The 12565-nt window shown below is 63.6% G+C and carries 10 protein-coding genes; 3 read left to right on the top strand and 7 right to left on the bottom strand.

What is annotated here, in order from left to right; translation table 11 throughout:
- Positions 1-17: 17 nt before the first annotated feature.
- Positions 18-1394 (bottom strand): GH1 family beta-glucosidase, encoded by a 1377-nt coding sequence (locus tag GR138_RS19435; RefSeq protein ID WP_160861085.1) that lies wholly within the window; start codon positions 1392-1394, stop codon positions 18-20.
- An 878-nt stretch (positions 1395-2272) separates the two neighbouring features.
- On the opposite strand from GR138_RS19435, the gene GR138_RS19430 reads away from it, so the two are divergent.
- The gene (locus GR138_RS19430; protein WP_338091124.1) at positions 2273-3163 is read left to right on the top strand and encodes an HD-GYP domain-containing protein; all 891 of its coding nucleotides are present in this window, start codon (positions 2273-2275) and stop codon (positions 3161-3163) included.
- A gap of 45 nt (positions 3164-3208) precedes the next feature.
- Here the strand turns inward: GR138_RS19430 and GR138_RS19425 are convergent, their stop codons facing one another.
- The 5 genes from GR138_RS19425 to GR138_RS19405 form a co-directional block, all read right to left on the bottom strand.
- Complete coding sequence (locus GR138_RS19425) at positions 3209-4393, bottom strand: Gfo/Idh/MocA family protein (protein ID WP_160860914.1); 1185 nt, start codon at positions 4391-4393, stop codon at positions 3209-3211.
- A gap of 12 nt (positions 4394-4405) precedes the next feature.
- Positions 4406-5458, bottom strand: coding sequence for a sugar phosphate isomerase/epimerase family protein (locus GR138_RS19420; protein WP_160860913.1), 1053 nt, complete (start codon positions 5456-5458; stop codon positions 4406-4408).
- 341 nt (positions 5459-5799) lie between these two features.
- The gene (locus tag GR138_RS19415; protein WP_160860912.1) at positions 5800-6753 is read right to left on the bottom strand and encodes a substrate-binding domain-containing protein; all 954 of its coding nucleotides are present in this window, start codon (positions 6751-6753) and stop codon (positions 5800-5802) included.
- Positions 6754-6859: 106 nt separating this feature from the next.
- Positions 6860-7870, bottom strand: coding sequence for an ABC transporter permease (locus GR138_RS19410; RefSeq protein WP_160860911.1), 1011 nt, complete (start codon positions 7868-7870; stop codon positions 6860-6862).
- Between the two features lie 49 nt (positions 7871-7919).
- Positions 7920-9446 carry a sugar ABC transporter ATP-binding protein gene (locus GR138_RS19405; RefSeq protein WP_160860910.1) on the bottom strand — a complete coding sequence of 509 codons (1527 nt, stop codon included), beginning with the start codon at positions 9444-9446 and terminating at the stop codon, positions 7920-7922.
- Positions 9447-9667: 221 nt separating this feature from the next.
- On the opposite strand from GR138_RS19405, the gene GR138_RS19400 reads away from it, so the two are divergent.
- On the top strand, positions 9668-10699 hold the full coding sequence (locus tag GR138_RS19400) for a LacI family DNA-binding transcriptional regulator (protein ID WP_160860909.1): 1032 nt from the start codon (positions 9668-9670) through the stop codon (positions 10697-10699).
- A gap of 10 nt (positions 10700-10709) precedes the next feature.
- Here the strand turns inward: GR138_RS19400 and GR138_RS19395 are convergent, their stop codons facing one another.
- Positions 10710-11303, bottom strand: coding sequence for a TetR/AcrR family transcriptional regulator (locus GR138_RS19395; protein WP_160860908.1), 594 nt, complete (start codon positions 11301-11303; stop codon positions 10710-10712).
- Between the two features lie 167 nt (positions 11304-11470).
- Between GR138_RS19395 and GR138_RS19390 the strand changes: the two genes are divergently transcribed.
- The gene (locus GR138_RS19390; protein WP_160860907.1) at positions 11471-12439 is read left to right on the top strand and encodes an alpha/beta hydrolase family protein; all 969 of its coding nucleotides are present in this window, start codon (positions 11471-11473) and stop codon (positions 12437-12439) included.
- Positions 12440-12565: the final 126 nt, after the last annotated feature.

The raw sequence follows: 12565 nt of genomic DNA, 5'->3' as shown, positions 1-12565 counted from the left end.
CGACAATGCGAGCGGTATCAGGCCGCCCGGTGATTGCCCTTCGGAAACTGGCCGGCCAGTTCACCGTACCACTCGCCGCTCTTCTTCACCGTGCGCACCTGCGTGTCGTAGTCGACATGCACGATGCCGAAGCGCATGCGGTAACCTTCCGCCCATTCGAAATTGTCCATCAGGCTCCAGGCGAAGTAGCCGCGCATCGGATAACCTTCGCCAATCAGGTCGGCGGTGACACCGAGATGCTCGGCGATGTAGTCGAGACGCGGCTGGTCGTCGACCGTGCCGTTTTCGATGCCCATATTGTAGCAGGCGCCGTTTTCCGTGATGTAGCAATCCGGCAGCGCATAGGCCGCATTGAGCCTGCGGATGAGATCGCCGAGCGCCGGCGCGTAGACTTCCCAGCCGATATCGGTCTGGACGTCGGCAACCGGCGGTGCAGGCCGCGTGGCGGGGAATTCAACGCCTTCCGCCGGGTCGTGCGAAACCCGCATGGGTGTGTAGTAGTTCAACCCCCACCAGTCGAGCGGCTGGCTGATCGTTTCCATGTCGCCCGGCTCGATCTGCGGCAGGCGATGGCCAAGTGCCGAGAGGAAGCTTTCCGGATATTCGCCCTTGAAGACCGGGCCGAAGAAGACGCCGTTGTGAAAATCGAAGGCGCGGGCGGCGGCGGCCGCGTCGGCGGCGCTGCCGCTGCCGGCATAGGTCTGGTGGGCGTTCAGCACGAGGCCGACCGGCAGGTCCGGCCGCTCGGAGCGGATGGCGGCGACGCCGAGGCCGTGCGCCAGGTTCGTGACATGCAGGGCATGCAGCGCCGCATCCATGTTGCGCTCGCCGGGCGCGTGGATGCCGTAGAGATGGCTGAGCCAGACCGAGCACCAGGGCTCGTTGAAGGTCGCCACCGCATCCAGCCGGTCGCCAAGGCGGGCAATGGCGGTTTTTGCATAGCGCTGGAAGGCATAGGCCGTCGACCGCGCCGTCCAGCCGCCATTGCCGGCCAGCATCAGCGGCAGGTCCCAATGGTAGAGCGTCGCGAAGGCCTTGATGCCGCGGGCCTTCAGGCCATCGACGAGGCGGTCGTAGAAATCCAGCCCCTTCTCGTTCACCGGCCCGGTGCCCTCCGGAATGATCCGCGGCCAGGCGATGGAGAAGCGATAGGCCTCGACGCCCAGCGATTGGATGAGGTCCAGATCCTGCTCCAGGCGATTGTAATGGTCGCAGGCGACATCGCCATTGTGCCGGCCGAACACCCGGCCGGGCATGTTGGAAAAGGCATCCCAGATCGACGGTTTGCGGCCATCGATGTTCGTCGCACCCTCGATCTGGAAGGCGGCTGTCGCCACGCCGAACACGAAATCGCCGGGAAAACGCGCGGCAAGGGTCTTGGGATCGATCATCATCTTCTCTTCAAAAACGGGGCGCAGACCCATCGACAGGGAAACCTGCAACGTTGCAGTAAAGCCATTGCGCAAAAAGTCAACCGTCAGGCGATGGTGCATGCGGAAGCATCCACGCGGCGAAAATTTCGCCCGTGGGTTTGCGGGAGCATCGGACGGGGCGCTGGGAGCTGCCTCGTAAGGTTTGGTATAGGTGACACCTCTCAGCGCCCCGTTCAGCGGTTTTTGCCTGCGACTCCGGTCCCTCTGCAAAGGCCGCGATCCGTGGATGTCTGCCGCCGGTTTCCGGGATGGGCCGTTCCGGTTTTTCGCCGTGCAGGACCTCGCCTTGAGGTCCTTGCCGGCGGAAAGGGTTTTGACGCCTTTCCGGACGGTTGCCATCCCGGCGGACGATGCCGACGCATCCGCCGGACCCGGCCTCCTTGCGTGCCGCACAGGCACATCCGGCGCGCCGTTCGGGGCGTGAAACGACAGGGTCGGTCCGATGCCCTGCCGTTTCCCCCGTGTCGCCGGAGGGAGACCATTTTCCACAGGCCCTTGCGGTGAAGGGTTACGTCCTTCCCGCACCGCAAGCGCCGACCCCACCCGGCTGCCACGCCTGGCAGCGTATCCTTCGGCGGGATGGGAGGAGTGTAGGCATGCGTCGAGGAGACGGGGAAGATTGCAAGACTATTCTTTTGAAAACCGCATGAGAAATAAGACGATAGAGGTCCGGACAGCTTGCGGGGCACCACGGTTTTCCCCGTCACAACGGAGAAACGGCGATTTTACCGTCGCTACATATACACGCAAAAGTAGATAAACTCTAAAACAGCTATTCCTTAAACAAGAGTTAGGAAATCCTCCTCTAAAGTATCAGGGTAAGGATGGAGATCTGACGCGTGGTACGACGAATACCCAAGAATCTCGTTCGAAAAGGCATGTTCATCGAATCCGTCGAATGCCCGAACACGGAGTTCGCCGGTCGCCGGTTCCTTGTGCAATCCGACGAGACGGTCCGGGCAATCCTTGCAACGTCGGCAGCCTATGCGCTCGTCAATCCGCAACGAAGCACGATCGACATCGATGTCTCCACCGATCTCAAGGCCGAGGAGCAACGCCGCACGCAGGAAACCGTTGCACAGGCGGCAGGCGCCCTGCGCAACAGTTTCGATGCCGTTCGTGCCGGCAATCTGCAGATCGATACGCTGGGTCCGGTCGCAGGCGAGATTTCCGAGCGCATCGACGCGGCACCGGACGTCTTCCTGAAGGTCACGCGCCTCAAGACCAAGGACGAGGGGACCTACGTGCATTCGCTGGCGGTGAGCGCGCTGATGATGAAGCTCGCCGGCCTGCTCGACTATGACGACGACATGGTGCGAGACCTGGGGGTCGCCGGCCTGTTGCACGATGTCGGCAAGCTGATGATCCCCAATGCCATTCTCAACAAGACCGGCAGCCTGGAAGCGGAAGAGCGGCGCCTGGTGCGCAATCATCCGGAGGTCGGCTACCGGCTGCTGAAGGAACAGGGCAACGTCTCGGAACTGACCCTCGACATCTGCCGCTTCCATCACGAGACGCTCGATGGCAGCGGCTATCCGCTCGGCCTGAAGGCAGACCAACTCAGCCCGGAAATCCGCCTCGCCACCGTCTGCGACGTCTTCGAGGCCCTGACGAGCGCCCGCCCCTACAAGCGCGCCTGGACGACGCGCGATGCGCTGAACTGGATGTTCGACCGCGGGCACATGTTCGACAAGAAACTGGTCATCCGCCTCGGCAGTATTTTTGCCTGAGGGCGTGTCGGCCGCCACGACGGACGGCCGAAACCTTGATTGGTCTCAGACCTTGACCCAAGCCCCGTTCTTCTTCGAAGACTGCACGCAGGCATCGACAAAGAGCATGCCCTTCAGGCCATCATCCACCGTCGGATAGACGACGGCGGGATCGACCTTGGCGCCGCTGCGCTTGGCATAGATGGCGCGGGCGGCTTCGGAATAGATGTTGGCGAAGCCTTCGAGATAGCCTTCCGGGTGGCCGGAGGGCACGCGGCTCATGCGCGCGGCGGCCGGACCGGAACCGGCACCGTTGCGGGTGATGAGGCGCTTCGGTTCGCCGAACGGCGTGTACCAGAGGTAGTTCGGATCGGCCTGCACCCATTCGAGGGCACCCTTGGTGCCGTAGACCCGCACCTTGAGGCCGTTCTCGTGGCCGGGCGCGACCTGGCTGCACCACAGCATGCCCTTGGCGCGCGCGCCGTCCTTCTCCTTGAAGCGCAGCATGACATGGGCGTTGTCGTCGAGGCGACGGCCGGCGACGAAGCTGTCGAGATCGGCGGACAGCTCCTCCAGTTCCAGGCCGGAGACGAAGCAGCCGAGATTATAGGCATGGGTGCCGATATCGCCGGTCGAACCGCCCGCACCCGACTTCGTGGGGTCGGTGCGCCAGGCGGCCTGCTTCTGGCCGCTGCTCTCGATGTCCTCGGTCAGCCAGTCCTGCGGATACTCCATCTGCACGAGGCGGATGGGGCCGAGCTCGCCATTGGCCACCATTTCACGCGCCTGGCGGACCATAGGGTAGCCGGTGTAGTTGTGGGTGAGCACGAAGAGCGTGTCGCCCTCCTCCGCCAGCTTCTTCAATTTGCGCGCATCGGCAAGCGTCGAGGTGAGCGGCTTGTCGCAGATGACGTGGATGCCGCGCTTCAGGAATTCCTTCGCCGCTTCGTAATGCACGTGGTTCGGCGTGACGATCGCCACCGCCTCGATGCCGTTCTTCAGCTTGGCCTCGCGGATCGCCATTTCCTTGAAGCTGGCATAGCTGCGCGACGGATCGAGTCCCAGTTCGCGCGCCGACTGCTCGGCCTTTTCCGGCGAGGACGAGAGCGCGCCGGCAACCAGCTCATAGTGATCGTCGAGCCGGGCGGCGATGCGGTGCACCGCGCCGATGAAGGCGCCGGAGCCGCCGCCGACCATGCCGAGCCGGATTTTCCGTTCCCGAGTTTCGCTTGCGCTTCCTTCGATTGCCATTCGTATTCCTCCTTAAAGCCCAAGCATGCGCCGGTTGGCCGCCTCGTCCGTGCCGGCATCGGCAAAATCGTCAAACGCCTTTTCCGTCACGCGGATGATGTGCGCCTTGACGAATTCCGCACCCTCGCGGGCGCCGTCTTCCGGGTGTTTCAGCGCGCATTCCCATTCGACCACGGCCCAGCCGGCGAAATCATTGGCGGCCATCTTGGAGAAGACGGCGCCGAAATCGACCTGGCCGTCGCCGAGCGAGCGGAAGCGGCCGGCGCGGTTGACCCAGCCCTGATAGCCGCCATAGACGCCCTGCCGGCCGGTCGGATTGAACTCGGCATCCTTCACATGGAACATGCGGATGCGGTCCTTGTAGATGTCGATATTGTCGAGATAATCGAGGCATTGCAGCACATAGTGCGACGGATCGTAGAGCATGCAGGCGCGGGCATGGTTGCCGGTGCGCTCCAGGAACATCTCGTAGGTGATGCCGTCGTGCAGGTCCTCACCCGGATGGATCTCGTAGCAGATGTCGACGCCGTTCTCCTCGGCATGGTCGAGGATCGGCTTCCAGCGTTTTGCCAGTTCGTCGAAGGCGGTCTCGACGAGGCCGGCGGGGCGCTGCGGCCAGGGATAGACGAAGGGCCAGGCGAGCGCGCCGGAGAAACTGGCCATCGCATCGAGGCCGAGGTGCTTCGAGGCGGTCAGCGCCATCTTCACCTGCTCCACGGCCCATGCCTGCCGGGCCTTGGGATTGCCGCGCACCTCGGGTGCCGCAAAACCGTCGAAGGCCTCGTCATAGGCGGGGTGCACGGCGACGAGCTGGCCCTGCAGATGGGTGGAAAGCTCGGTGACCTCGACGCCGTTCTCGCGCGCCTTGCCGGCGAACTCGTCGCAATAGGTCTTGGATTCCGCCGCCTTCTTCAGGTCGATGAAGCGCGCGTCCCAGCTCGGGACCTGCACGCCCTTGTAGCCGATATCGGCGGCCCATTTGGTGATCGCGTCCCAGGAATTGAACGGCGCGGCATCGCCCGCGAACTGAGCAAGAAACAGGGCCGGGCCCTTGATCGTCTTCATGTGTGACGTCCTCCCATGGACGTGGCCATCCGCGCGGCCCGTCTCGGATATTTTTGCGGTACGTACCGCAGCGGCGTGAAAGCTAGCGGCCTTTGGTGGGGCGGGCAATGTCAAATTCACCGGCGCGAGGCAAAAGCGCATGTGACGTTGGCGGGACCGACGGCACTCCACCTCTCCTCCGTCATCCTCGGGCTTGACCCGAGGATCCACTCTCTCCCGCAGCGGCTTATGGATCCTCGGGTCAAGCCCGAGGATGACGTCGAGGGTGAGGCGGGAACGCGCCAGCCAGCAAAATGAGCCGCCCGGATCATCCTGTCCCGGGCGGCCTTCATGTCGTCAGATCAGAACGGGGAGTCCGGGAAGTAGAAATGCTCCGCGTTGTCCTTCGTCACCAGCGTGGCGTCGATCGTGTAGACGCCGCGGACCGGGACCTGGCCGTAGAAGTTGGCGGCGGTCATTTCGAGGGCCGTGCCGACCATTGCCGGCGGATAGAGCACGTCGACCGGGATCATCTTGTCGCCGTCCATGACCTTCTTGATCATGTCCTTCGAACCGGCACCGGCGATGACATACTGGATGTCCGTGCGGCCGGCCTGCTCGATGGCCTGGAGAACGCCGACGGCCATGTCGTCGTCCTGGCACCAGACGACGTCGATCTTCTGGTACTTCGTCAGGTAGTCCTGCATGACCTTGAAGGCATCGTCGCGGTTCCAGTTGCCGTACTGGCGATCGAGAACCTTGACGCTGGAGCCTTCAATGCCCTTGTCGAAGCCGTTCTGGCGTTCCTGGTCGATCGGGATCGGCATGCCGCGGATAACGACGACTTCGGCTTCCGGCGTCGTGGTCTTGATGTATTCGCCGGCCGTCTGGCCAAGCGCGAAGTTGTTGCCGGCGACATAGAGGTCACGCACGGAATTGTCGTTGACGCTCGGCGCACGGTCGACCAGGGAGACGAACGTGCCCTTGTCCTTGATTTCCTTGATGGCGTTGACCAGCGGATCCGGATCGGTCGGCAGGATGACGAGCGCGTCGATGCCCTGCGTTGCGAGGTCCTGCACGGCATTCGCCTGGCTTGCCGGGTCCGGCGAGGTCTTGACGATGACGTTGAGGCCCGGATGGCTCTCCATCAGCTGCTTGGCGACGCGCTCGGCATGATAGATCACGCCCGCCGTCCAGCCATGGCTGGCGGCCGGAATGGAGACGCCGATCGTCACCTTCTTCTCTTCCTGTGCGTGGGCAAAGCCGGCGACGACGGCAAAGGCCGCGACCGTCAGGCCGAGTAGTTTCTTGCGCATGAGTTTCCTCCCAAAATCAGGTCTCCCTTCGTGGCCGGGCGACCCGTAAACCCGGCTATTCCCCTCGCAAATCCGGCCGCGTCACCGCCGCCGGACCTGCTTGGCGTTACGACTTCCGCACCAGCGAGCGCTGGACGAGCATCGCAATGATGATGATCGCGCCCTGAATGGCCCCGATCAGGTATTCGCTGATGAAGTTGGACAGCAGCATGATGTTGCCGACCAGTTCGAGAATGAAGGCGCCGCAGATCGTGCCCCAGACGCGGCCCGCCCCGCCCTTCAGCGCTGTGCCGCCGACGACGACCGCGGTGATCGCCTGCAACTCCCAGAGGATGCCGGTGGTGGCCGAGGTGGAGCCGAGACGCGGCACGTAAAGCAGCACGGCGATGGCGACGCACAGCCCCTGGATGACGAAGGCGATGGTGCGCACGCGGTTGACCGGGATGCCGGAATAGCGCGCGACATCGCTGTTCGAACCGACGGCGACGACATGCCGGCCGTAGCGCGTGCGATAGAGCACGAAGGCGGCGACAATGGTGACGGCGAAGATGACGACGATCGGGATCGGCACGCCGAAAAGGGTGCCGAAATAGGCCGGGCGATAGAGCGCCTGCAATTCCGGCTCACGCAGCGTGATCGCGCCGCCCTGCGACAGCCAGGTGGTCAGGCCGCGATAGATGCCCATCGTGCCGAGCGTGGCGATGAACGGCTCGATCTTGCCGACCGTGGTGATGAGGCCGTTCAGCAGCCCGCAGGCCCCACCGATGACGACCGTCAGCGCGACGGCCGCCGCCAGCATGAGTGCTGGATCGGCAATCGCGCCGGAATTCATGAAGAGGATCATGATCGAGGCGACGAAGGCGACCATCGAGCCGACGGACAGATCGAGATCACCCGACGAGATGACGAAGGTGGCGCCGACGGCCACGATCGCGATGAAGGCGCTGCGCGTCGCCACGTTCGCCAGATTGGTGATGCCGATGAAATTGGGGTTCACCAGCGCACCGACGATGAGAAGCAGTGCCAGCGCCGCAAAGGGCGCGACGGCCCTCAGGTCGACGTCCCGCCAACTGCGTCCCCTGCCCTTGGTTTCGAGCGCGTCTTCGCTTGCCGTCATGTTCGTCCCCGACGTGAATGCGTTGTTCTGATGCTGCCGGCCGATGGGCTCAGGCAGCGGTCTTTTTCTTCAGGCCTGCCGAATAGCGCATGATCTCCTGTTCGGAGATTTCCTCGCCTTCAAGAATGCCGACGATCCGCCCTTCCCGCATCACGGCGACGCGGGTGCACAGGCCGATGATCTCCGGCATCTCCGAGGAGACGACGATGATCGACTTGCCGTCGCGGGCGAGCGCCGAGATGAAATGGTAGATCTGCTGCTTGGTGCCGACATCGATGCCGCGTGTCGGCTCGTCGATGATGATGACGTCAGGCTCGGTCTCCATGACCTTGGCGAGCAACAGCTTCTGCTGGTTGCCGCCCGACATGCGGCCGGCGACGACGCGGCCGTCGCGCACGCGAATGTCGAAGCGACGGCGCGCGCGTTCCAGCGCCTCGGCCTCGCTTTTCGGGCTGAGATACCCGTATTGACCGTGTTTGCCCAAGGATTGCAGCGTGAGGTTCGCCGTCATGCGGGAGTTGAGCAGCAGGCCCTTGTGCTTGCGGTCCTTGGTCATATAGGCGATGCCGACGCGGTTGGCGGCATGCACATCGCCGCCCGGCACGCCGACGCCACCGACCGAAACCTCGCCAGCCGAACGCGCGCGAAGCCCGGCGACCGCCTCCATCAGCTCGGTGCGGCCGGAGCCGATCAGGCCGGAAAAGCCGAGAATCTCGCCCTTGCGCACCTCGAAGCTGGCATCCTTGACGTAATGCGTCGAAAGACCCTCGACAGCGAGCGTCACCTCTTCGTCGACGCTCGGCTCCTGCTTGGCGGGATAGAGGCTGGACAGTTCGCGCCCGACCATCAACTGGGCGATCGACTCGCCGTCGAGAATGCCGGTCGGCGCGGTCTTCACCCATTGCCCGTCGCGCAGCACCGTGACGCGGTCGGTCAGTTCCATCACCTCGTCCAGCTTGTGCGAGACGAAGACGAAGGACGTGCCCTGCTCGCGAAGCTTGCGCACCTGACGGAACAGGTAATTGGTCTCCTCGCGCGACAGCACGGCGGTCGGCTCGTCCATGAAGATGATGCGCGCATCGCGGCTGATCGCCTTAGCGATCTCCACCATCTGCTTGTCGGCAATGGACAGCGAGCTGATCAGGGCGTTCTCGTCGACATGCGAACCGAGCTGGTCGAGCACGCGGCGCGTTTCGGCGCGCATGAACTTGCGGTCGAGCACGCCGTAACGCGTGACCTCGCGACCGAGGAACAGGCTCTCTGTGACGGTGAGGTGTTCGGCGAGGTTGAATTCCTGGTGGATGATGACGATGCCGAGCGCTTCGGCCTGGCCGTTCGGCGGCAATTTCGCCGGCTGGCCGTCGAGCAGGATTTCGCCGGAGGTCGGCTGTTCGAAACCGGAAAGGATTTTCACCAGCGTGGATTTTCCCGCGCCGTTTTCGCCCATCAGGGCATGAATCTCGCCGGCGCGCAGCTCGAAATTGACGCTGAACAGCACCTGTACGCCATTGAAAGATTTGCTGATACGGCGTGCAGCAAGAACGACGGGAGCCCCGTCGGCAGCGTCCGGATTCATCGATGTCCTCCCTGCGGCTCCTCGACCGCTTGAGCAATGATGTAAACCTTTACACTCCCCATGTAAAGGTTTACATCATTGGATATCGGGAATTTTCAGCAAGCGCCGTTTGACCCTCAGTCCAGTCTGTGTAGTGTCCCCGCAAATCGTTTGTTTCACGCAGTTCCGCCCGCAAACCGCCCATCCCTTGCCGGAATTGCCACTGCTAAGTGAGAGCCCGTTTGTCGACCTCCAGCCCCGCCACGATCGAAGATGTTGCGCGCATCGCGCAGGTCTCGATCGCGACCGTGTCGCGGGCGATCCACATGCCGGAGAAGGTGGCGAACTCGACGCGGCTGAAGGTCAATCAGGCGATCGCCATCACCGGCTACACGACGAATGCCATGGCGCGCAGCCTGCGGCTTGGCCGGTCGAACATGATCCTCGTCGTGGCGCCCGATATCGGCGACCCCAACTTCTCCAACATCCTGATCGGCCTGGAAAACGAGGCGCGCTCGCACGGCTACGGCATCCTGATCGGCCACACCCATAACGACCCGCAGCGCGGGCTGGAATATCTGAAGTTCCTGAACTCCAACCAGGCGGCCGGGCTGATCCTGTTCACCGGCATCCTGCCCTTCGGTCACCAGACCATGACGGCGCGCCTGCCGCCGAGCGTCGGGGTCTTCGAGCCGGTCTACAAGGGGGGCATTCCCTATGTCGGCGTGGACGACATCGAGGGCGCGCGCAAGGCCGTCGACTTGCTGATCGCCGAAGGCCACCGCAAGATCGCCTTCATCGGCGATTCGCGCACGCGCCTTGCCTACAGCCGCCGCCGGCAGGGCTATGACGAGGGGCTGGATGCGGCCGGCGTGCCGGTCGGCGAGCGCATCATTCTCGAAGGGGACGGGACGATCGAGAGCGGGCGCCTGGCGCTCGAACAGCTTTTCATGCGCGACACGCTGCCGAGCGCCTTCATGTGCGTCAACGACCAGACGGCGATCGGCGTGATGATCGGGCTCAGCGCCCGCGGCTACGATATTCCCGGCGACTTTTCCGTCACCGGCTTCGACGACGTGCCGCAGGCGACCTTCATGACGCCCTCGCTCACCACGGTGCGCCAGCCGCGCACGGCGATCGGCAAAAGCGCCATGGCGCTTTTGCTCGAACTGCTGGCCGGCAACGAGCCGGCCGACACCGAAATCCTGCTCCGGCCGGACCTCATCGTGCGCAACTCCGTCTCCGCACCGGCGCGGCAGTTTTTGCGCCGATAAAACCGGGTTTCTATTTTTCCGCGGGTCTCACCGCGCGAAACCGCAACCCATCGATCAGCAGGTCCACCATGCCCGCCGTATAGGCAGGTCCATCTTCGTCGGAGGCGATCGACAGATTGCCGACCGCCCGCAAAAGGTCATAGGCGGCAACACCTGCCCGTACCTCGCCGGCGGCGGCGGCGGCATCGAGAAGCGCTGTGAGCGCCGGCTCGAAATTGGAACGGAAATAGCCCGGCAGCTTTTCGAAGGCGGGATCGCCCGAGTGCAGCGCGGCGGCAAGGCCCCGCTTCGTCGCGATGAAGGCCGTGTATCGTTTCAGCCAAAGGACAAGAGCCTCGCCCGGGGGGTGGCTCTCCGCCAGCGCCGTGGCCTCAGCAGCGCAGGTATCGACTTCACGCCGGAACACGGCCGCGACAAGGTCCGAGCGTTCCGGAAAGCGCCGATAGATCGTCCCCAGGCCGACACCCGCCTTCGCGGCAATTTCACGGACAGGTGCATCGACGCCCGAGCTCGCAAAGACCGCCTTGGCTGCCTCGAGGACGGCATCCTCATTGCGTCGGGCATCTGCACGCACACGCTTTTCGGACACGGCCTCACTCTCCATCGCGGTCTTCGCACTCCGTGAAATCGGGCACGCCTTGATAAACGGAACGGCGTTCGATATATCAGCCGACATAAACGGAACATTGATCCGTTTATGTCGGCTGATGGGCTTTCGTCTGCATATAGGCGAATTGCTCCGCCGTCGCCACGCGAAAACAGGAGATTTCCATGAACAACCTGATTGATCTCGCCCGCCATATTCCGATCGGATCCGCAACACCGACCGTCTCCGTCAGCCCGGTCACACTTGACGCGCCAGGCCGCGGCCTGCCACTCGAAATGCGCGTCACGGCACCGATAACGGGCACCGACCTGCCCGTCATCCTGCTATCGCACGGACACGGACCATCGCTCTACCTTCCATCGAAGGATGGTTACGGCCCGCTCGTCAATTTCTACGCGGAGCACGGCTTCGTCGTCATCCAGCCGACGCATGCCAACTCCAAGGTCGCCGGCCTCGACCCGAAAACGCCGGGCGGACCTCTGTTCTGGCGCTCGCGCGTCGAGGATTTCAAACTCATCCTCGACCGGCTTGAGGAGATCGAGGCTATGATACCGCTCATCGCCGGCCGCATCGATCGCAGCCGGATCGCCGCCGTGGGGCATTCGCTCGGCGGCCAGACCGTCGGCATGTTGCTCGGCACCCGGCTGACGGATCCCGCGGACGCGGAGGCAACGGACGTCGACCTGATCGAACCGCGCATCAAGGCCGGCATTCTCCTGGCGGCTCCCGGCAATGGCGGCGACAGCCTCAGTGACTTTGCCCGCACGCACTACACGGCCCTCAACCCGGATTTTTCCCATATGACGATCCGCAATCTCGTCGTTGCCGGCGACAGCGACGACAGCCCGCACCTGACCGTTCGCGGCGCCGAATGGCACATGGACCCGTATCATCACAGCCCCGGTAGCGAGGCATTGCTGACACTTCTCGGCGCAAAACACGGACTCGGCGGAATTTCAGGCTATGACGCGAAGGAAACGGACGACGAGGACCCGGATCGCCTTGCCGTGACCCAACGGATGACATGGGCCTATCTGCGCTCGGCCCTCTACGAGAACGACCCCGCATGGGGCATCGCCTGCGCCGCGCTCGAACGGGATGGCGATGCGCTGGGACGTGTCACGACCAAGTAGCCGCCAGAACACGCTGAAACTCCCAACGAAGCACGGGCAGCCAGCGCTGCTCGGCCTTTCCAGAGCATTTCCGGTGAGAAGGGACACCGGGACTGCCTCTTTACAGTGGGCGCATTTCGAGCCGAA

Source organism: Shinella kummerowiae (assembly GCF_009827055.1).
Classification (GTDB): Bacteria; Pseudomonadota; Alphaproteobacteria; order Rhizobiales; family Rhizobiaceae; genus Shinella; species Shinella kummerowiae.
Note: the sequence above shows the minus strand (reverse complement) of the source record. Positions and strands in the feature narration are given on the sequence as shown.

Excerpts from the sequence above, each read along its gene's own strand:
- GR138_RS19435 (WP_160861085.1), bottom strand. The coding sequence starts at position 1,394 with ATGATGATCGATCCCAAGACCCTTGCCGCGCGTTTTCCCGGCGATTTC.
- GR138_RS19425 (WP_160860914.1), bottom strand. The coding sequence starts at position 4,393 with ATGGCAATCGAAGGAAGCGCAAGCGAAACTCGGGAACGGAAAATCCGG.
- GR138_RS19420 (WP_160860913.1), bottom strand. The coding sequence starts at position 5,458 with ATGAAGACGATCAAGGGCCCGGCCCTGTTTCTTGCTCAGTTCGCGGGC.
- GR138_RS19415 (WP_160860912.1), bottom strand. The coding sequence starts at position 6,753 with ATGCGCAAGAAACTACTCGGCCTGACGGTCGCGGCCTTTGCCGTCGTC.
- GR138_RS19410 (WP_160860911.1), bottom strand. The coding sequence starts at position 7,870 with ATGACGGCAAGCGAAGACGCGCTCGAAACCAAGGGCAGGGGACGCAGT.
- GR138_RS19405 (WP_160860910.1), bottom strand. The coding sequence starts at position 9,446 with ATGAATCCGGACGCTGCCGACGGGGCTCCCGTCGTTCTTGCTGCACGC.
- GR138_RS19395 (WP_160860908.1), bottom strand. The coding sequence starts at position 11,303 with ATGGAGAGTGAGGCCGTGTCCGAAAAGCGTGTGCGTGCAGATGCCCGA.
- GR138_RS19390 (WP_160860907.1), top strand. The coding sequence starts at position 11,471 with ATGAACAACCTGATTGATCTCGCCCGCCATATTCCGATCGGATCCGCA.